Origin of the sequence: Polaromonas sp. CF318 (assembly GCF_000282655.1) — a bacterium.
Taxonomy (GTDB): Bacteria; Pseudomonadota; Gammaproteobacteria; order Burkholderiales; family Burkholderiaceae_C; genus Polaromonas.
In genome coordinates this window covers 1-19,441 of record NZ_AKIV01000018.1, presented here as the reverse complement: position 1 = coordinate 19,441, position 19,441 = coordinate 1, and the positions used below count along the sequence as shown (strand labels likewise).

General features: G+C 65.2%; 20 protein-coding genes. 6 read left to right on the top strand and 14 right to left on the bottom strand.

The window, feature by feature from the left end; all coding sequences use genetic code 11:
* Positions 1-252 precede the first annotated feature (252 nt).
* Complete coding sequence (locus tag PMI15_RS02530) at positions 253-1,074, top strand: NUDIX domain-containing protein (RefSeq protein WP_007863348.1); 822 nt, start codon at positions 253-255, stop codon at positions 1,072-1,074.
* 16 nt (positions 1,075-1,090) lie between these two features.
* Here PMI15_RS02530 and PMI15_RS02525 read toward each other — a convergent pair whose 3' ends face one another.
* The 5 genes from PMI15_RS02525 to PMI15_RS02505 all read right to left on the bottom strand — a co-directional run bounded on the left by PMI15_RS02525 (position 1,091) and on the right by PMI15_RS02505 (position 8,581).
* Complete coding sequence (locus PMI15_RS02525) at positions 1,091-2,749, bottom strand: Na/Pi cotransporter family protein (RefSeq protein ID WP_007863340.1); 1,659 nt, start codon at positions 2,747-2,749, stop codon at positions 1,091-1,093.
* The gene (locus PMI15_RS02520) at positions 2,746-3,942 is read right to left on the bottom strand and encodes an AGE family epimerase/isomerase (RefSeq protein WP_007863338.1); all 1,197 of its coding nucleotides are present in this window, start codon (positions 3,940-3,942) and stop codon (positions 2,746-2,748) included. Before PMI15_RS02520 ends, PMI15_RS02525 begins: the two co-directional genes overlap by 4 nt.
* 156 nt (positions 3,943-4,098) lie before the next feature.
* Positions 4,099-4,599: a signal peptidase II gene (gene lspA / locus PMI15_RS02515; RefSeq protein WP_007863337.1), complete on the bottom strand. Its 501-nt coding sequence runs from the start codon at positions 4,597-4,599 to the stop codon at positions 4,099-4,101.
* Positions 4,599-7,442, bottom strand: a complete 2,844-nt coding sequence (ileS, locus tag PMI15_RS02510; RefSeq protein WP_007863336.1) for an isoleucine--tRNA ligase — start codon at positions 7,440-7,442, stop codon at positions 4,599-4,601. Before ileS ends, lspA begins: the two co-directional genes overlap by 1 nt.
* 107 nt (positions 7,443-7,549) lie before the next feature.
* Positions 7,550-8,581, bottom strand: a complete 1,032-nt coding sequence (locus tag PMI15_RS02505) for a bifunctional riboflavin kinase/FAD synthetase (protein WP_007863334.1) — start codon at positions 8,579-8,581, stop codon at positions 7,550-7,552.
* 152 nt (positions 8,582-8,733) lie between these two features.
* Here PMI15_RS02505 and PMI15_RS02500 point away from each other — a divergent pair, with 152 nt between their 5' ends.
* The 3 genes from PMI15_RS02500 (at position 8,734) to PMI15_RS24625 (ending at position 10,186) form a co-directional block, all read left to right on the top strand.
* Positions 8,734-9,291 carry an HNH endonuclease gene (locus tag PMI15_RS02500; protein WP_007863332.1) on the top strand — a complete coding sequence of 186 codons (558 nt, stop codon included), beginning with the start codon at positions 8,734-8,736 and terminating at the stop codon, positions 9,289-9,291.
* Positions 9,292-9,343: 52 nt separating this feature from the next.
* Positions 9,344-9,736 (top strand): hypothetical protein, encoded by a 393-nt coding sequence (locus tag PMI15_RS02495; protein ID WP_007863321.1) that lies wholly within the window; start codon positions 9,344-9,346, stop codon positions 9,734-9,736.
* An 87-nt stretch (positions 9,737-9,823) separates the two neighbouring features.
* The gene (locus PMI15_RS24625; RefSeq protein WP_007863319.1) at positions 9,824-10,186 is read left to right on the top strand and encodes a hypothetical protein; all 363 of its coding nucleotides are present in this window, start codon (positions 9,824-9,826) and stop codon (positions 10,184-10,186) included.
* A gap of 38 nt (positions 10,187-10,224) precedes the next feature.
* Here PMI15_RS24625 and PMI15_RS02485 read toward each other — a convergent pair whose 3' ends face one another.
* Positions 10,225-11,340: an acyl-CoA dehydrogenase family protein gene (locus PMI15_RS02485; protein ID WP_007863317.1), complete on the bottom strand. Its 1,116-nt coding sequence runs from the start codon at positions 11,338-11,340 to the stop codon at positions 10,225-10,227.
* 32 nt (positions 11,341-11,372) lie between these two features.
* Positions 11,373-12,554 (bottom strand): acyl-CoA dehydrogenase family protein, encoded by a 1,182-nt coding sequence (locus PMI15_RS02480; protein ID WP_007863316.1) that lies wholly within the window; start codon positions 12,552-12,554, stop codon positions 11,373-11,375.
* A gap of 155 nt (positions 12,555-12,709) precedes the next feature.
* Between PMI15_RS02480 and purN the strand changes: the two genes are divergently transcribed.
* Both purN and PMI15_RS02470 read left to right on the top strand, forming a co-directional pair.
* On the top strand, positions 12,710-13,315 hold the full coding sequence (gene purN / locus PMI15_RS02475) for a phosphoribosylglycinamide formyltransferase (protein ID WP_007863313.1): 606 nt from the start codon (positions 12,710-12,712) through the stop codon (positions 13,313-13,315).
* Between the two features lie 153 nt (positions 13,316-13,468).
* Positions 13,469-14,023: a fasciclin domain-containing protein gene (locus PMI15_RS02470; RefSeq protein ID WP_007863311.1), complete on the top strand. Its 555-nt coding sequence runs from the start codon at positions 13,469-13,471 to the stop codon at positions 14,021-14,023.
* A 72-nt stretch (positions 14,024-14,095) separates the two neighbouring features.
* On the opposite strand, the gene PMI15_RS02465 is transcribed toward PMI15_RS02470, so the two are convergent.
* The 7 genes from PMI15_RS02465 to PMI15_RS02430 form a co-directional block, all read right to left on the bottom strand.
* On the bottom strand, positions 14,096-14,848 hold the full coding sequence (locus PMI15_RS02465; protein ID WP_007863310.1) for an ABC transporter ATP-binding protein: 753 nt from the start codon (positions 14,846-14,848) through the stop codon (positions 14,096-14,098).
* Positions 14,845-15,561 (bottom strand): hypothetical protein, encoded by a 717-nt coding sequence (locus tag PMI15_RS02460; RefSeq protein WP_007863309.1) that lies wholly within the window; start codon positions 15,559-15,561, stop codon positions 14,845-14,847. Before PMI15_RS02460 ends, PMI15_RS02465 begins: the two co-directional genes overlap by 4 nt.
* Complete coding sequence (locus PMI15_RS02455) at positions 15,551-16,357, bottom strand: hypothetical protein (protein ID WP_051001903.1); 807 nt, start codon at positions 16,355-16,357, stop codon at positions 15,551-15,553. Before PMI15_RS02455 ends, PMI15_RS02460 begins: the two co-directional genes overlap by 11 nt.
* A complete protein-coding gene (locus PMI15_RS24250; RefSeq protein ID WP_157214505.1) occupies positions 16,354-17,160 on the bottom strand; it encodes a type II secretion system protein in 807 nt (268 codons plus the stop codon). Before PMI15_RS24250 ends, PMI15_RS02455 begins: the two co-directional genes overlap by 4 nt.
* A complete protein-coding gene (locus PMI15_RS24620) occupies positions 17,157-18,431 on the bottom strand; it encodes a hypothetical protein (protein ID WP_007863306.1) in 1,275 nt (424 codons plus the stop codon). Before PMI15_RS24620 ends, PMI15_RS24250 begins: the two co-directional genes overlap by 4 nt.
* Positions 18,428-18,871, bottom strand: coding sequence for a hypothetical protein (locus PMI15_RS02435; protein WP_007863305.1), 444 nt, complete (start codon positions 18,869-18,871; stop codon positions 18,428-18,430). The genes PMI15_RS24620 and PMI15_RS02435 overlap by 4 nt, the downstream gene beginning before the upstream one ends.
* Positions 18,868-19,441, bottom strand: a 574-nt coding sequence (locus tag PMI15_RS02430; protein WP_007863304.1) for a hypothetical protein, incomplete at its 5' end; no start/stop codon positions are given. The genes PMI15_RS02430 and PMI15_RS02435, both read right to left, overlap by 4 nt.

Below are 19,441 nucleotides of genomic sequence, written 5' to 3'. Positions count from 1 at the left end.
GCGTAATCTGTGGATAAATAATTCGTCCGCAGATTACGCAGATTTACGCAGATAGAGAAATCATGATGCAAAGTCCTGCGCTCAGCGTGTAGAGATAGCGATGAAGATCAATTTCGGCCTTGAAACATCTTGTTTTCAATCCGTGTTCACCTGCATGCATCCGCAGATGTGTTCAGGCGCCCCCCACAGCAAGCGCACCGAATGTAAACTGATGTCCACACGAGCCGGGGATAGCTCTGAGTCCCACAACGCATGATCACACCGCCCACGTACGACCCGCAATGGCTGCGCACCCTTCGCGCGGGAGCAATCGTTCCACCATTGCGCCCACGCGTCCCCCTCTGGGCCGGCGAATCCGTGATCGGTTCGGTGGAGCCGGGCTTCTTCCACAAGCTCGCCCTGCACGCCATGACGGACGGCCACCATCCCCTGCTCAAGGAAGAGCACCCCGGCGGCCTGGGCTGGCGGCTGATGGGTGATGTCACGACCAGCTTGAACAAGATTGCGGTCGCGTTGCACGAGGCGGGCCTGGCCGGTGCCTGGCGTGATGAGCAGCTCGCGGTGCCCGACCAGTTCGGCCATCGCAAGGGCACGGTGGAGCGCGCGGCGGTGCGGCCGCTGGGCATCACCACGCTGGCGGTGCACCTGGTGGGGCAGTCGCCCGACGGGCGCTTCTGGGTGCAGCAGCGCGCCTTCAACAAATCCAACGACCCGGGCCTGTGGGACACGCTGATGGGCGGCATGGTCTCCGCGGCCGACACGGTGGAAACCGCGCTCGCGCGCGAGACCTGGGAGGAGGCCGGCCTGCATGTGAAGCAGTTGCCGGCCATGCGATACGGCGGCCGGCTGGCGACGCGGCGCCCGTCCACGGATGGCAAGGGCGCGGGTTATGTGGTGGAAGACATCGACTGGTATGTCTGCACCGTGCCCGAAGGTCTGGCACCGGACAACCAGGACGGCGAAGTCGAGCAGTTCCGCCTGATGGAGGCCGCGCAGCTGCTGGATGCCATGCAGCGCGGCGAGTTTACGACCGAGGCGGCGCTGATTTTTGCCGATGTGATGGGCCTGGCCTGAGCGCGGCCCCACAGGCTTAGCTCTGGTCGGTCAGCGCGGAGGCGCGCAAGCGGTTGGGTGCCAGCGCGCCGGCCGAATCGAGAATCGGGTAGGCGATAGAGCAGATGTGCGAGTTGATGCGCTTGAGTTCGCTGATCAAATCGATGTGCAGCGAGCTGGTTTCCAGGCTTTGCACCGTGTTGGCCGAGAGCCGGCCCAGGTGGGTGGTGGCGTAGGCCCGTTCCAGGTCGCGAAAGCGCGCCTTTTCTTCCAGCAGTTTTTGCGCGTCGCGCACCGTGCCGTTGAGGAACACGCTCATGCCCAGGCGCAGGTTGTCGACCAGGCGCTCGTGCAGCTCGACGATCTCGGCCATGCCGGCTTCCGAGAAATTGCGGCCTGGTTTGATTTTTTTGTCCTCGATGTCGATCAGCACGCGCTCGATGATGTCGCCTATCTGCTCCATGTTGATGGTGAAGCTGATGATGTCGGTCCAGCGGCGGCTTTCCTCCTCGGCCAGGGCCTCGCGCGAGATCTTGGTCAGGTAGTACTTGATCGAGGAATACAGCTCGTCGACGATGTCGTCCATCTTGCGCAGGTCCTCGGCCAGCCTGAGGTCGTTGTTGCGTATGACCTGCAGCACGCCCAGCAGCATGCTCTCCACCACGTCGGCCTGGTGCAGCGCTTCGCGCGCGGCGCAGGAGATCGCCAGCGAGGGTGTGGCCAGGGCCGAAGGGTCCAGGTGATGGGGGCGTCCGCCGGCCTTGCTCTTGTCGGGCTTGGGCAGCAGCTTTTCCACCCAGCGCGCGATCACCTGCGTCCAGCCTATGAAGACCGCGCCCACCAGCAGGTTGAAGGCCAGGTGGAACAGCACCACCACGGTGGTCGGCTCGTCCAGGTAGGGCCGCACATGGCGCAGCCACAGGCCTATGAGCGGCGCGGCGATCACGATGCCCAGCAGCTTGAACATCAGGTTGCCCAGCGGCACCTGCCGCACTTGCACAGGCGAGCGCAGCGTGGTCAGCACGGCCAGCAGACCGCTGCCCAGGTTGGCGCCCAGCACCAGGCCCAGGGCCACGTCGAGGGGGATCACGCCCGAGGCGGCCAGCGTGGCCGTGAGCAGCACGATGGCCAGGCTGGAATACGAGACCACGGCCAGGAAGGCGCCGGCGGTGATTTCGAGCAGCAGGTCGCTGCTCAGCGAGGCCAGCAAGGCCTTGACGGCGGGCGCCTGGGTCAGCACCTCGGTGGAGGCCGTGACCAGGCGCAGCGCCAGCAGCATCAGGCCCAGGCCGATGAACACGCGGCCCACGCGGCCGACATTGGTGTCCTGGCGCGAGATGAACAGCACCACGCCGGCGAAGATAAAGAGCGGTGACAGCCAGGACAGGTCGAACGAAAACACCACGGCCATCAGGCTGGTGCCTATGTCCGCGCCCAGCATCACGGCCAGCGCCAGCGGCAGGGTGACCAGGCCCTGGCCGACAAAGGAAGAGACGATGAGCGAGGTGGCGGTGCTGGACTGCACCAGCGCCGTGACGCCTATGCCCGAGACCGCGGCGGCGAGCCGGTTGCTGATGCTGACGGCCAGCACGTGGCGAAGGTTGGCGCCGAAGACGCGCAGTATGCCGGTGCGTACCAGATGAGTGCCCCAGACCAGCAGGGCGATGGCCGCCAGGAGATTCAACAAATGCTTCATGCGGTGATTGTCCGTTCAACAATGCCGGGGCGATGTGCCGCAGGCGTCAGGGGAGCAAAGGCCAACAGGCTTTCGAGGCCGGTCATCAAATGGTAAAGCGAGGAGGCCGGCGAGGGCGCGGGATCAAAGCCGCCGTCCTCGCGCTGCCATTCATGCCACAGGCCGGGAATGTCGGTGGCCAGGAAACGCATCAAGCCTGTAAAACTGCCGGCCGCGGCGGCCTGGCAGGAGGCCGTATCGCCCAGGCCTTGCGTGGCGAACAGCAGCGAGGTCCTGAGCCTTTCGGTCTGCGCCCAGAGCCGCGCCCTGCGGTCCGTGGGCTTGCCCGCTTCATCGACGGCAAACAGCGCGACCTGGCGTTCGCGGGCGATGCCGAAGGTGCGGCCGAAGTTTTCGAGCGCGATGGCTTCGCTGCGTGCGTTGATGCCCAGCAGGCCCTCGGCCTGCAGCAGCAGGTACGCCCATTCAAACTGGTGGCCGGGTTCATACAGGCGCTCCTGGGGCTCGCCCAGCGGCGCCCAGCCGGTGGTGAAGAGTTCGCCGATGGCGCCATTGGCCGGATGGATCAGGCGTGCGGTCGCCAGCTCGCACAGTGCCAGGGCCGCCGTGCGGAAGCGGCCCTGCACCCCCATGGCCACCCAGGCCAGCAGGGCTTCGAGCAAATGCATGAGCGGGTTGGACTTGAGGATGGGCTGCCGCGGCAGGCCGTCGTAATAGCCGCCTTCGTCCAGCGCCAGCGCGGTTTCGATTTGCCGCAGCAGGGCCTGGGCGGTGTCCAGCAGTTCGCGCGGCCGGCCCTCGGCTTCATAGGCATGCGCCAGCGCGAACAGCACAAAGGCCTGGTCGTAGAGGTCTATGCTTTCGTCGCCGGTGTCCAGCGTGCTGCGGAACAGGCCGTCGGGCCGGGGGTAGCGCGAGAGCATGAAGGACAGGCCATGCCGCATGGCTGCCCGCCAGGGGCCGCTCCAGCCCAGGGCGCCGGCCCGGGCATACACATAGGTCTGCCGCGCCTGCACCCGCACGCGCACCGGCTTGCCGATGGGCAGGCCGTCCTGGCCCAGCTTTTCATGGAAACCGCCGCCTGCGTGGTCCGCGCCGCGCTCCCACCACAGGGGCAGGGCGGACTCGAACAGCCAGTGCCTGGCGTGCCGGCCCGTGTCGGCAAGAAAAGCAGGGAAGGACTCTGAGGGCATCAAGCGTGGCAAAAACGGGTTTGGCGTGAGTTGTTGTTCATCAGGTGGCCGCGGCGCGGCCAGAACCTGATTTTGCACTCCAAATCGGTGTTTTTCCCGGAATCGGGCGATGCCTTGCCCCAAGCCGCGGAAACCCCGGCACAGGCCGCCGACGACCTAACTGGTTTTGCGCACCCGCAGCAGCTCGTCCAGGATCAGGCAGACTGCGCCCACGGTGATGGCGCTGTCGGCGATGTTGAAGGACGGGAAGTACCAGCCGCCCCAGTGGAACTGCAGGAAGTCCACCACATAGCCGTGCAGCGCGCGGTCGATCACGTTGCCCAGGGCGCCGCCCAGGATGCAGGCCAGCGCGAAGCAGAACAGCTTTTGCCCGGCGTGCGAGCGCAGCATCCACAGGATGAACAGCGCCGCCGCGATGCCGATGGCGGTGAAGAACCAGCGCTGCCAGCCCGAGGCTTCGGCCAGGAAGGAAAAGGCCGCGCCGGTGTTGTGCACCCGCACCACGTTGAAGAAGCTGGTCACGTAGGTGGAGTCGCCCAGGTGGTAGTAGCCCAGGATCAGCACCTTGGTGAACTGGTCGGCGATCAGGATGATGAGCGCCAGGCCCAGCCAGGGAAGCAGCGAACTTGGGGAGCGCGTGAAGGTGGTTTTGGCCATTACGCGAACTTCCGCGCTTCACCGGCGCCGAACAGGTTGCTGGTGCAGCGGCCGCAAATCGTCGGGTGGGCCGGGTCGTGGCCCACATCGGCGCGGTAGTGCCAGCAGCGCTCGCATTTTTGAGCCGTAGAAGCCTCGACTCCGACAGAACTTACGTCATCTGGCATGGGAACAGGGTCGATAAGTACTGCTGAGGTTATGAATACGAACTTCAGGTCTTCGCCCAAGGACGACAGCAACGCAAGGTCTTTTTTGTTTAAACGCAGGGTCAGATTCGCTTGGAGTGACGAACCGACTTTCCCTTCTGATCTGAGATTTTCAATGAACTTATTGGCGTCATCGCGCAGCTCGCGGATGCGCGACCACTTGGCCAGCAGCGCCGCGTCGGGCGCGGGAAACTCGGAGTACGTTTCCATGAAGATGGACTCGGACGAGCCGAACACCTTCCAGGCCTCTTCGGCCGTGAAGCTCAGGAAAGGCGCCATCCAGCGCAGCATGGCGTGCGTGATCTGCCAGAGCGCGGTCTGCGCGCTGCGGCGGGCCAGCGATTTGGGGCCGGTGGTGTAGAGCCGGTCCTTGAGGATGTCGAGGTAGAAGGAGCCCAGGTCTTCGCTGCAGTAGATCTGCAGCTTGGAGACCACCGGGTGGAATTCATAGACCTCGTAATGCGCCAGGATGTCGGCCTGCAGCTGCGAAGCGCGGCTCAGCGCGTAGCGGTCTATCTCCAGCATCTGGTCAAACGGCACGGCGTCCTTGGCCGGGTCGAAGTCGCTGACGTTGGCCATCAGGAAGCGCAGCGTGTTGCGGATGCGGCGGTAGGCATCGACCACGCGGGCCAGGATCTTGTCGTCAATGCCCAGGTCGCCCGAATAGTCGGTCGAGGCGCACCAGAGGCGGATGATCTCGGCGCCCAGCTTGTCGCTGACCTCCTGCGGCACCACGACGTTGCCTTCGCTCTTGCTCATCTTGCGGCCCTTGCCGTCCACGGTGAAGCCGTGCGTGAGCAGGCCCTTGTAGGGCGCGCGGTCGTACATCGCGCAGGCGGTGAGCAGCGAGGAATGGAACCAGCCGCGGTGCTGGTCGTGGCCCTCGAGGTAGAGGTCGGCCGGCCAGGTCGACTGCGCGGCGTGGCTGTGGCGCAGCACGTGGTCGTGCGTGGTGCCGGAGTCGAACCAGACGTCGAGGATGTCGGTGCTCTTGATGTAGTCGGCCGCTTCGGCGCCCAGGATGGATTCGGCGCTGGCCTTGCTCCAGGCCTCGATGCCACCGGCCTCCACCATGCGGGCGGCCTGGTCCATGATCTCCATGGTGCGCGGGTGCAGCTCGCCGGTGGCGGTGTGGATGAAAAAGGGCAGGGGCACGCCCCAGTTGCGCTGGCGGCTGATGCACCAGTCGGGCCGCCCGGCGATCATGTCGCGCAGCCGGGCCTTGCCGTTTTCGGGGTAGAAGCTGGTTTCCTCGATGGCGGCCAGGGCCAGCTCGCGCAGGGTCTTGCCGGCCTTGTCGCTGGCGAACACGCCCTGGGTGCCGGCGGTTTCGCCGTCCATGCGGATGAACCACTGGGCCGCCGCGCGGTAGATCACCGGCGTCTTGTGGCGCCAGCAGTGCGGGTAGCTGTGCTGGATGTCCTGCGTGGCGAAGAGGCGGCCGTGCTCGCGCAGCTTCTCGATGACCAGCGGCGCGGCCTTCCAGATGTTGAGACCGCCGAAAAACGGCAGATCATCGACGTAGCGGCCGTTGCCCTGCACCGGGTTGAGGATGTCCTCGTGGGCGATGCCGTTGGCCACGCAGGAGTTAAAGTCTTCCACGCCATAGGCGGGCGAGGAGTGCACGATACCCGTGCCGTCGTCGGCGGTGGCGTAGTCGGCCAGGAACACCGGGCTGAAGCGGCGATAGCCCGGGTCGGCGTCGTAAAACGGGTGCTGGAAGTTGATCTTCGCGAGGTTTTCACCCTTGGTGACCGCGATGACGCGCCCTTCCAGCTGAAAGCGTTCCAGGCATTTGTCGACCAGCACCGAGGCCAGCACCAGCAGGCCGCGCTCGGTGTCCACCAGCGAATACTCGAGATCGGGGTTCAGGTTCAGCGCCTGGTTGGCGGGGATGGTCCATGCGGTCGTGGTCCAGATGACGGCGAAGGCATCCTTGCTTAGCGCGGCCTGGCCGAAGGCCAGCGCCAGCTTTTGCGGCTCGGCGCATTTGAAGCCGACGTCCAGCGTGCTGGATTTCTTGTCGGCGTACTCGATTTCAAACTCGGCCAGCGAGGAGCCGCAGTCGAAACACCAGTACACGGGTTTCAGGCCGCGGTAGACAAAACCGCGCTCCATGATGCGTTTGAGCGCGCGGATTTCATTGGCCTCGTTGGCGAAATCCATGGTGCGGTAGGGATTGTCCCACTCGCCGAGCACGCCCAGGCGCTTGAAGTCGGCGCGCTGGCCCTCGATCTGCTCGGTGGCGAAGGCGCGGCTCTTGGCCTGCACCTCGTCGCGTGGCAGGTTGCGGCCGTGCAGTTTTTCGATCGCGTTTTCGATAGGCAGGCCGTGGCAGTCCCAGCCGGGCACATAGATCGCGTCCAGGCCCTTGAGCTGGCGCGCCTTGACGATCATGTCTTTCAGGACCTTGTTGACGGCGTGGCCGATGTGGATCTTGCCGTTGGCATAGGGCGGGCCGTCGTGCAGCACGAACTTGGGCTTGCCGGCCCGCACGTCGCGCAGTTTTTTGTAAATGCCTTTGTCCTCCCATTCCTTGGCCCAGCCGGCTTCGCGCTTGGGCAGGTCGCCGCGCATGGGAAACGGGGTGTCAGGCAGGTTCAGGGTGCTGCGGTAATCGGTTTTGGTCTCGGACATGGGATGCTTTTGTTAGGGCGGCCCGGGAAAGCGGGGCGCCGGCCATACGGTGGGAAGGAAAGCCATCCGCCGTGAAAGCAGGGCGGGGCCAGAGGCGACGAGATCGTCTAAATTCGGTCGCGCGTGGTCTGGCGGCTGGTTTCCGTGTGCATGGCGGCTGAAAACGACCGGGGCAGGGCAAAAAACGCCCGCGCCTCGTCGCAGTCCCTGGCGATGCCTGTTTTCAGGCTCTCCAGGCTGTCATATTTCAGTTCGTCGTGCAGTTTGTGCAGCAGTTCCACGCGGATGATTTTACCGTATGCCCCCTCGGGGCCCAGGCCGGCGGGCCATTCGAGGCAATGCGTCTCCAGTAGCACCCGCCCGCCGTTGACGTCGGCCGGGTCCAGCGAGGGCCGTATGCCCAGGTTGGCCACGCCCGGGACGGCTTTGTCGGCCAGGCCGTGCACCTGTACCGCAAAAATCCCGCCGGCGGCCGGTTTCCAGTGGGAAAAACGCAGGTTGAGGGTGCGAAAACCGAGGTCGCGCCCGAGTTTGCGGCCGTGCACCACATGGCCGGAGACGCTGTAGGGCCGGCCCAGCAGGCCGGCGACGCGGTCCATGCGGCCCTGGGCCAGGGCCTCACGCACGGCGGAGCTGGAGACCCGGGTGCCGTGCACCTCGTAGCTGTTCATGCGGGCCACGTCAAAGCCCAGGCGCTCGCCGGCGGCGTCCAGCATGGCGTAGTCGCCCACGCGTTTGGCGCCGAAGCGGAAGTCGTCGCCCACCAGCACGTATTTGACCCCCAGGCCGCGCACCAGCACGTCCTGGATAAAGGCTTCGGCCGGCTGGGAGGCCAGCGCGGCGTTGAAGGGCAGCACCACGCACTGGTCTATGCCGCAGCGCGCCAGTTCGGTGAGCTTGTCGCGCAGGGTGGCGATGCGGGCCGGCGCGAGTTCGGGCTTGCGCGCCACGGCCGCGAAATAGTCGCGCGGGTGGGGTTCGAAGCTCATGACGCAACTGGGTACCCCGCGGTGCTGGGCTTCGTTTTTCAGCAGCGCCAGCATGGCCTGGTGGCCGCGGTGCACGCCGTCGAAGTTGCCTATGGTCAGGGCGCAGTGTTCGGCCAGTTGGGGATGGTGGTAGCCACGGAAAACTTTCATGGGGACAATTATCGTTTTTGTAGCGCCGGAGCCCGGTCAAGCGGGGCTTGAACGTGGTTAATGGGGGATTTGGGGGCGTTTTTCACAATTTCACTGTATATTGATACACAGTACCGTGTCTCATGCGTCGTCCACCTTGATGGAGGTTCGTTTTGAAGGTCTTGAAGCTCTCAGCCCAGGGATTGCCACAGTCGTGGATCAGCCTTGAACAAGCCGTGCTGCATTACGCGGCCGACGAGGTGCGCTGGGAGATGGGCGCGCGGGTGGTGGTCTTCCACGGCGGCCACAACGCGATCACGGGCCAGCAGTCCATCATCACGGTCAACAGCATCATAGGCACCAAGGGCGTGCCCAACATCAACCCCTTCGACCTCAAGCCGGGCCTGACCAACGGCAAGCTCTTCGCCCGCGACCGCAATGTGTGCGCCTACTGCGGCGGGCATTTCCACGAGGAAGACCTGACGCGCGAGCACATCATCCCCTTCGCCCAGAACGGGGTGGACACCTGGATGAACGTGGTGACCGCCTGCCGCGCCTGCAACCACCGCAAGAGCAGCCGCACGCCCGAGCAGGCCCACATGCCGCTGCTGTACACACCTTATGTGCCCAGCCTTTGGGAAGACTTCATCCTGCGCAACCGCCGCATCCTGGCGGACCAGATGGAGTTTTTGATGGCGCATATTCCCAAAACCTCACGGCTGCATGCCTGAGTGCTTGGGCAAGGCCAGGCGGCCAGTGAACCCATCGCAAGGAGAGCGTTGAGTGTTCCTGATCGCCAGCCATCAGCAGCAAGCAAGGGCGTTCCTTGCCCGGCCCGGGTTTTGCCTCCTGGCCGGCGCGGGTTTGCTGGGCGGTTGCGCCGTATTTATCGGTGTCTCGCCTGTCTTTCTGGCGGCAGCGGCCATTCCGCTGATCGAGTTGCAGCTTTGCCATGGTGCGGCCTTGCGCCTTCCCACGCGGTGGTGGCTGGCCGCCGGTGTGACGGCCCTGGTGGCCCACGCCATGCTGCTGGCGCTCATCCAGGGGGGCGCCACTGGAGCGGAGAAGCTGGCGGTCAATCTCCAGTATGTCGGGGCGGTTCTTCTTGGCGTTGGCCTTGGGGCGCTCTTTTTCCGCGGCTCAATACCGGGTGCCCATGAGCAGGAACGCGGTTAAGCCGCCCGTGGGGCGGGCAGCCGCACGCGGCCTTCGCCAGCCTGGGGCTGCCGCTCATCGCGCAGGCTAGGCGGCGGGAGAAGCACGATGTCACGCACCATGTCTCGCGCGCTGGAGGTGGCACTCGTCGCTGTATGGGCCGTCACCTTTGCCCTTGCCGGCTTGTGGGCCCATATGTCGAGCCACCCATTTCCCCTGCCTGGGCTCCAAAAGCTGGCTGGAGCCGACGCGCCCGCGCGCATGCTGCAAGTGGCTGCCGTTGTCCTTGCCGCCGTCTGGCTGGTCTTTCGCTCCTGGCACACGCGCGACCGGCTTCTTGTGTTTTACGGCGTAGCGGTAGCGCTTTTTTTCCTGGGTTTCCTGTATGTCGGCGTGCCCTTCGGTCTGGCATTCGGCTGCTTTGCCCAAATCGCCAGGGTGCACGCCGGCAAAACACCCCCGACGGCTTGAGTCGAGCTATCGTACGCCGCAGGCCGTAGGCCGCGATTTCAGGCAAACACGCCGGCCGTGTCCTGCATGCGGCTGGAGACCTCGCCCAGGTGGTGCAGCGTGTCGCCAAAGGTCATTTCGAGCTGGGTCAGCTTCTTGAAGTAGTGGCTCACGATGTATTCGTCGGTCACGCCTATGCCGCCGTGTAGCTGCACGGCCTGCTGGCCGACAAAACGCATGGACACGCCGAGCTGGTACTTGGCGCGGGCCAGGGCCCGGCGGCGCTCGTCGGCCGGGGCGTTGAGCTTGAGCGAGGCGTAATAACTCATGGAGCGGGCCAGCTCCAGCTGCATCTTCATGTCGGCCACGCGGTGGCGCAGGGCCTGGAAGCTGCTGATGGCCACGCCGAACTGCTTGCGGGTGTTCATGTACTCGACGGTGATGGCCAGGGTCTTGTCCATCACGCCCACGGCTTCGGCGCAGGTGGCGGCAATGCCGATGTCGACGGCATGGGCCAGGGCGGTGAGGCCGTCCAGCGTGAGCAGCGCGGCGGGCGCATTCTTGAGCGTGACCTCGGCGGCACGGCCGCCGTCCTGCGTGCCGTAGCCGCGCGTCGCCACGCCGGCTACCGTGCGTTCGACCAGGAACAGCGCAAGCTTGCCCTTGGCCATCGCGGGCACGATAAAAGCCTCAGCCTGGTCGCCGGCCGGGACTATGCTCTTGCCGCCGTCCAGCGTCCAGGCGTCGCCGGCCGCCGTTGCGGTGGCTTCACATTTTTCGAAGTCGTAGCGCGCCGCGCGTTCCTGGTGGGCCAGCACCACCAGGGCCTCGCCCGAAGCGATTTTCGGCAGCCAGGCGGCCTTGAGGGCGGCCGGCGCGTAGCCGGCGAGCACCGCACCGGCGATCAGCGCCTGGGCAAAAGGCTCCAGCACGATGCCGCGGCCCAGTTCTTCCATCACCACCATGCCCTCGACGGGGCCCATGCCCAGCCCGCCGTCGGCCTCGGGGATGTAAAGGCCGGGCAGGCCCAGTTCGGCGATCTGGCCGTAGGCCTCGCGCGAGAAGCCGCCGGCTTTGGCGATGCCGCGGCGGCGCTCGAAGCCGTAGCCCTTGTCCACCCATTTGCGCACGGCGTCGCGCAGTTGTTCCTGGTCGTCGGTGAAATCGAAATCCATGATGTGTTTCCTGTTTTCTTGTGCGACCGGTGTCAGCCGAGAACGACCTGCGAGACGATATTTCGTTGCACTTCGTTGGAGCCGCCGTAAATCGTGGTCTTGCGCATATTGAAGTAAGTGGACGCCAGCGGTGCGTCGCCGGCCAGGCCGCCGGGGAAGTCGCCCTGCCAGCCGGCTTCCATGGCTTCCTCGATCAGGGGCAGGCTGAAGGGGCCGGCGGCCAGCATCATGAGCTCGCTGTAGCGCTGCTGGATCTCGCTGCCGCGTATCTTGAGCAGGCCGGCGATGTCCAGCGAGTTCTTGCCCGATTTTTCGGCCGAGAGCACGCGCAGCACCAGCATTTCGAGCGCGACCACGTCGACTTCGAGCTTGGCGATCTCGTCGCGGAAACGCGGGTCGTCGTAGACGCCTTCGGCCTTGGCGATGCGCTTCAAGCGTTCGAGTTCGCGCTTGGCGCGGTTCACGTCGGCGATGTTGGTGCGCTCGTGGCTCAGCAGGTGCTTGGCGTAGGTCCAGCCCTTGTTCTCTTCGCCGATCAGGTTCTCGGCCGGCACCTCGACGTTGTCGAACCAGACCTCATTGACCTCGGCCTCGCCGTCCAGCAGCACGATGGGGCGCACCGTCACGCCGGGCGACTTCATGTCGACCAGCAAAAAGGAAATGCCGGTCTGCGGCTTGCCTTCGTTGCTGGTGCGCACCAGGCAGAAAATCCATTCGCCGTACTGGCCCAGGGTGGTCCAGGTCTTCTGGCCGTTGACGATGTATTTGTCGCCCCGGCGCTCGGCCCGGCATTTGACCGACGCGAGGTCCGAGCCCGAGCCGGGCTCGCTATAACCCTGGCTCCACCAGACCTCGCCGCTGGCGATGCCGGGCAGGAAGCGCTTTTGCTGCTCGGGGCTGCCGAAAGCCATGATCACGGGCGCTACCATCACCGGGCCGAAGGGCACGACGCGCGGTGCGCCGGCCAGGGCGCATTCTTCTTCAAACAAGTGCTTTTGCACCGCATTCCAGCCCGGGCCGCCGAACTCCTTGGGCCAGCCATGGCCCAGCCAGCCTTTTTTGCCGAGTATCTTGGCCCAGCGCTGCATATCGTCACGCGTCAGCCGCAGGGCGTTGTGCACCTTGTGCGAAATGTCGGCCGGCAGGTTGGCGCGGACCCAGGCGCGAATCTCTTCGCGGAATGCCTGTTCTTCAGGGGTGAAAGCTAAATCCATGGCGGGATGTCTCCGGGGTTGTCGGGCTGCCGCAGCGGCTTGCCTGCGGTGAATTTCTTATTTTTAGCACGGTCGTTCGCAATTTTATGTCTCAGTTGGGACATGGGGCCTGGAATGCCCAGTTCGGTGGCGCGAGCCCTCTAAACTAGCGGGTTATGTCCAGCGCGAACAAACCGAACAAAAACATCGTCATCCTGATTTCCGGCAGCGGCTCCAACATGGCCGCCATCGCCCGGGCCGCGGACAAGGAAGGCTGGCGCGGGCTTTTCGGCGCCCAGGTGGCGGCCGTCATCAGCAACCGGGCCGATGCCGCGGGGCTGGAACTGGCCCAAAGCCTGGGCATCGCCACCGCCGTGGTGCCGCACAAGGAGTTTGCCTCACGCGAGGCCTTTGATGCGGAGCTGATGGCCCGCATAGACGGCCATGCGCCGGCGCTGGTGGTGCTGGCCGGTTTCATGCGCATCCTGACGCCGGGCTTTGTGCAGCACTACGCGGGGCGGCTTATCAATATCCACCCCTCGCTGTTGCCGGCTTTTACCGGCCTGAACACCCACCAGCGCGCCATAGACGCCGGCTGCACGGTGGCGGGCGCCACGGTGCATCAGGTGACGGCCGAGCTCGACCATGGCGCCACCCTGGCCCAGGCCGTGGTGCCGGTGCTACCGGGCGACACGGCCCAGAGCCTGGCCGCGCGCGTGCTGACTCAGGAGCACCTGATTTTTCCGCGCGCCGTGCGCGGGTTTTTTGAACGCGGCGGCTGAAGCCTGGCGTTTTTCTTTGCGGCCGTGATGGCCTTGAAAGTGTTGAAACCGAATCTGTTTTGAATCCGGCGGGCCGCGCGCCCCGTATTCATCACAGCCGCTTGAATCATGGTGATTTCGGCTCTTGGTTCAACTTCTTTCAAAGGACTTCACATGCAGACTCAACACAAACTCGCTTCCCTGGGCGTCGCGCTGGCCCTGTCGTTCGCGGCCCTTCCTTCGTTCGCGCAAGTCATGGTGGGCGGCGCGCCCATGCTGGCCAGCAAGGACATCATCGACAACGCGGTCAACTCCAAAGACCACACCACGCTGGTCGCGGCGGTCAAGGCCGCGGGCCTGGTCGACACGCTCAAGGGCCCGGGCCCCTTCACGGTGTTCGCGCCCACCAACTCGGCTTTCGCGATGCTGCCCGCCGGCACGGTGGACACCCTGCTCAAACCCGAGAACAAGGGCATGCTGACCGGCGTTTTGACCTACCACGTGGTGTCCGGCAAATGGGACGCCGCGGCCATCAGCAAGATGATTGCCGACGGCAAGGGCATGGCTTCCATCAAGACGGTGGCCGGCGGAACGCTGGTGGCCAGGTCGGCCGGCGGCAAGGTCACGGTGACTGATGAGAAAGGCGGCGTGGCGACCGTGAGCATCGCCGACGTCTACCAGTCCAACGGCGTGATCCACGTGGTCGACAAGGTGCTGCTGCCCAAGTAAAAAAGCAAGGCTTTGGGGCCCGCGCGCGGCATGGCTGTGCGCGGGCCTTGTTGCATCCGCCGCCTGGCGGTATCAGTTCGTCAGCTTGGCCGCGTCGACCACTGCCAGGTAGGCCTCTTCCATGCTGCTGGCGTCATACCGCGCCAGCCATTCGTCTACGGGGCCGATAAACCGCAGGCTGCCCGCGTGCAGGATGGCGACGCGGTCGGCCAGGTCTTGCACGTCGGCGAGCGAATGTGTGCTCATGAGCACCGCGCAGCCGGTATCGCGCTGCAGGCGCAGTTGTTCGCGCACGCGTATGCGCGAGAGCGGGTCCAGGCCGCTCATGGGCTCATCCAGCACCAGCAGGCGGCGCCGCGCCAGGAAGGCCGCGGCCAGGCCGATTTTTTGCGCCATGCCTTTGGAACATTCGCGGATCGGCCTGTCGAGGATGCTTTGTTCCAGGTCCAGTTCGGTCAACATGCCGGGGAGCCCCAGCTGCGGAAACGGCAGGCCGTGCAGCCGGGCCGCCAGCCGGAAGTAGTCGCGCGCGTGCAACCAGCCCGGCGGCGAGAAACGTTCGGGCACATAGGCGAGCTGCTCGCGTGAAAGCGGCCGGCTGTGGTCCTGCCCGAAGATGGACAAGGTGCCCGAGGTCGGCGCGGCCAGGTCCAGCAGGCATTTGATCAAGGTGGTCTTGCCCGCGCCGTTCATGCCCAGCAAGGCCAGGCATTCGCCGGGATGGACTTCGAGCGACACGCCGGCCAATGCCGCGCGCCCTTTCGAAGCACCGTAATTTTTGTGCACCTCGCCGGCCTGCAGCGCCGGCTGTGGGGAGTCGCTCATTTCTGCTCCAGCTCTTTCAGGGTCTGCGTCAGGAAGCGCAGTTCGTTGTCGTCGTGGATTTGGCCACTGGCCAGCAGCGCGCCCAGCAGCGCCCTGGCGGTGTCCAGGTCGTTCTGGCCCATGCGCAGGAAGATTTCCATCTGGCGCGCCCAGGCCGGCACCTGCGGCAAGCCCTCCGCGTACTGCCGGAGTTCGGCGGCGTAGCGCACGGCCAGTTCCGGGTCCTTCATCTGCACCTTGGCCACATAGGCCACGTGTGCCATCCAGCGCCAGCGCTGCAGCGGATCTTGCGGGTACTGGGCGGCGACGAAGTCGGTCATGAGGCGCTGGCGCTGCGGATCGGGCACCTGGGTATAGAGCCGCGCGGCGGCCAGCAGCGGGTACTGCCCCTGTGGGTCGAGTTGCAGGATGTGTTCCAGCCAGCCGACCACCTGACCGTAGTCGAGTTCGCGCCAGGGCAGGCTGAGGCCGGGCTGCACGTCGTGGGCCTGCAGGTAGAGGTCCAGCATCTTGGCCAGCGGCACGGGATCGTCGAGCGAGGCGAGGCGCGAGGCGGTGATGCTGGGAGGCCGGCCCAGCGGCTGCGCGCCGGCTTCGGGCACGCCGCGCCACAGCGCCAGCGCGACCTGGCCGGCCAGTAGCAGCGCAAACACGGCCACCACACGCGTGGGCGCGCGGCGTGTGGTGTTGGGGCGGCGTAATTTAAACCTCACGGCGGTACAGGTCCATGAGTGAGGCGCCCGCGCACAGCGCCGCATACCAGAACGCCCAGCCAAACTGCAGCGCGAGCAGGCTGCCTTGCACAGGCCCGCCCAGCGCCCAGGGCGAAGGCGCAAAACCCGCCAGCGGCGGCAAGAGCCAGCCCAGCAGGTCAAAGGTGGCGCGGCCCGCCACCACATCCCACGAGGCGGTGTCCTGCCCCACCGGGTGCGCCGCCATGAAGCGCGCCACGTCCAGCAGTCGCGCCCACAGGTAAAACGCGCAGCAGCCCGCATAAGCCGGCAGCACGCGGCGCAAGCCCAGGGCAAAAAACAGCGCGGCCGCCACCACGATGCATAACTCCAGCGCCAGCGAGACGCCCCAGGCCAGCACGGCGGCGCGCCCGCCGGGTACGGCCATGCTCAGCATCGCGCCCGTAGCCCCGGCCGCCGCAAGCACGGCCAGCAGCATGTAGCCGGCTTGGCGACCGACCACAAACTGCGCGCGCGACAAGGGAAAGGCGAGCAGAACCTGAAAGAAGCCGCCCTCCATGTCGCGCACCGTGCTGGACACCACGATCAACGCGAGCGCCAGCACCAGGCCCAGGCGGTAAAGATGCGCGGCCAGCGCGAGCCGGGTTTCCTGGCCTTCGGTCACCGCCATCGAAGCGGCGAAGGCGCCGAGCGCGTAGACCGCGGCAAGGAAGAGCAGCAGCAGCCGCGCGCTGCGGCCGCGCCAGGCTTCGATGAGGGTGAGGCGGGTGAGGGCGGCTAGGGTGGGGAGTTTGGGTAGAAAGGTTTGCATGGTCATGGCGTCCACTTTTCGGCGGCGAGGAGTTTGGCGGCCAGCAGGTTGGCGGGCATCCAGACCATGAGGTCGTCGAACTCGCCCGCAGGGTGTGTCGCGTCGGTGCGGAATCGGAACACGAAGTTGCGGCGTGTGGCCGCGGTGCCAGCTGATGCACTCGGAAGGTTCTGGATTTCGTCGCTGAGCGCAGGAGGCGAGGCAACGTTGGTTTCGCCGTCCATGGAGACAGCTCCCCGTCCGTTTTTTCCGTGCGAATACACCACGAATGTTGCACTGGTTGCCGGTTGTATCGAGGTGGTGCCGGAAAAACAGCTGGGAATGTTACCGATCACCTGCATAGTGCACGTGATGGTGATCAGGTTGCTATTGCGGAGCTGGGTAGCCGTCAAGCCCCCGGTATTGGTCAGTGGTGTTGAGACCGCGTAACGCAACCTGTTGCCCCACGCATCCGCACCAGAGACACCCAAGGTCGCCCAGGGCAGGTAGCCCCAGCTGGCGTCTGTGAGATCAGAAAATGTTGGGGCAGGGGGAGAAACACATCCGTTCACTGGGTCGTACGTGCCTGCCACGCCATCACTTCCGACAGCAGGACAAGGCAGGCGTTGATTCAGCAATGCGAAGCCCAAAAGAGCCTGTTGCGCGGTTTCCAACGCAGCCTGGGTGGTGGCTGTTGCCTTCTGCTCAAGCATTCGCGCCACCGGAACCATCAGCCCGCCTAGCAACAGGGCCACAATGCCCATCACGAGGGCCAGCTCCACGAGGGTAAAGCCGCGCTCCCGTGGGCGCAGACGTGTATGCGGAATCATGGCAGTGCTTTCAGAATGTCGTTGGAAGGGAGGGCCGGATCGGGCTCGACCAACATCTTGGATTGCCATCCGGGTTTGCTTGTGTCAAATACCTCGTTGTTGGCTTCGATGCATTTCAGCGGCTGCGTCGCCACACTGCCGGTGCTGGCACCACAGTCCTGACCGGATAGTTTCCTGCCGCGTGCAAGCAAGGCCCCCTTCACCAATCCTTTCGATGGAATCAGCGCTGCGTCTGACAGGCATTCCGGTTGATCGAATGCGCAGCTTGGGGCGACGGCATAGAAGGCCAATTCGTGCCATCGATCTTTCGCCAGTTTGGATGATGCATCGAGACCGAAAGAGAGTGGGCCTACGACAGGGTCAGGGTATTTGCAACTGGCCGGAAGAAAGCCTCTATATAGTCCATGCTGGCAGGTACCGCCCGGTGTAGCCGCCGCGAAAGGATACTGGCCATTCGTTCCCACTGAGTTCGCAACGGCGGTCCTGAAGGCGGTGGCCAAAGGCTCTGCATTTGCGCGCATGGCAACCGACGCAAACTCGTCAGCGGTGATCCAGATCAGCTGATGGGTCAACGAGACTTTGTCCGGAGCGAGTTGTGTCGCGTTGAAGAGATCTACCGAGGTAACGGGGCCAGTAGCGGGTGCGGCGTTGGCCGAACCCAGGTAGATCGACGCATCCTGAGCTGCATTTCCTGATGGCGTTGTTGCACAAGGCGGAGCGCCATCGGCGCTAGCGCTACGCGCCTGCAAACCAGCCTCGGCCGACCGGGCGAACACCACCGCCACCACATTGTCGGCCAGCGACTTCCCCGCTTCATCCTTGATGGTGATCTTCCCATCGGTATCGGCGTTGACACCGAGGGTGGCATCCAATCCCGTGGCGTTCTTGAACTGGCCATCAACGGCATACCAAAGACATTCGCCGTAAGCGTCTCGCAGGGGCGGTAAGCTCAGTGCGTTCCAGGGCAGCAGGCCCAACTGGATATTGCCCGCGAGACCACAGGGCTTGGCCGCGCCTCCAGGAATTGGATCTGCGTCGGCCTTGCCATCGCCAGTAATGCTGGGGCACGGCAATCGCGTGTTCTGGCCGCTCAAAGCAGTTCCCACCACATACGCCAGCAAGGCCTCTTTGGCTTGTGCCAAAACCACCCGATTGATAGCCTGTTTCGAAGGCGGCGGTTCACTCGCCACCCACGCTGCCATGGCGCCAAAGACGCCAACTGCGATCAGCACGATCATCAGCAGCGCGACAAAACCCCTTTGCGCTTTCATCTCGCGGCCTCCGGTTTCACCGTCCCCGGTGGTGCTGATGCCGCAGCGGCCGCGCTGCTGAGCGGCCGCATCAAGGTCTCGCCAATCGCCGCGCGTTCAATCTCGCCGTCTTGCAGCGGCATCTCCACCCCCAGCACACGGCCCTTGGGGTCGCGGCGCACGCGCACCCCGTAGGGCAGGTCGCGCTCCAGATAGGGTGTGCCGTTGATCCAGACGGTGGTCTTGCCCTGGGGGCGAAGCGCGATGCCGTCTATGCGCAGCATGGAGGCCAGGGCGCGCGCGGCCGCTTCCTGCGGCGGGGGCTGGCCGAAGCGCCTGGCCTCCATTTCAGCCCGCTCGGCCGCGGTGTAGAAGAGCCGCCCCAAACCGTCCGGCGCGGCGACGGCGTACAGCGGCAACACGCAGCCGGCCAGCAGGAGTGCCTTGGTGGCCGTCTTCATACCTTGGCTCCCGCCGCTCGCGCCGGCGGCTCGTAGGCGCGCAGGGTGTTCCAGATCAGGGTGCATTCGGCCTTGATGGCCGCGCCGCCGGCGCGGTTCATCTCGCAGCGTTCCACGCTGACGCGGCCCAGTTGCGCCTGTGCCAGTTCTTCCAGCACGCGCAGCATGTCTTCCTCATGCACCAGCGTCATGGTCAGGCGCATGCGGGTGGCGAACAGTTCTATGCGCCGGGCGCCTCCCGCCGCGCCGGGCGCTGGCAGGGCCACGGCACCGGCCATGGGGGCCGCAGCCGCGCCGGCGGCCGGCTGCATCACCTGGGCCTCAATCGCGTACTGCAGTTTGAGGCCGGGCCAGCGCCTTTCCATGCCGCGCAGGCGTTCTATCCATTCGAGCCGTTTTTCTTCGCCGTAAAGGCCTTGCGACTGCAAGCTTTGCAGCAGCGGCAGCAGGCGCTCGATGTCGGCCCTTTCGCGGCCGCTGTTGAGGAAGCGCTGGTGGCTGGTCTGCTCCGCCTTGCGCTGGTGTTCCAGCCGCCGGGCCATGTCGGCGCGCCACCAGTGGAAGGGGGCC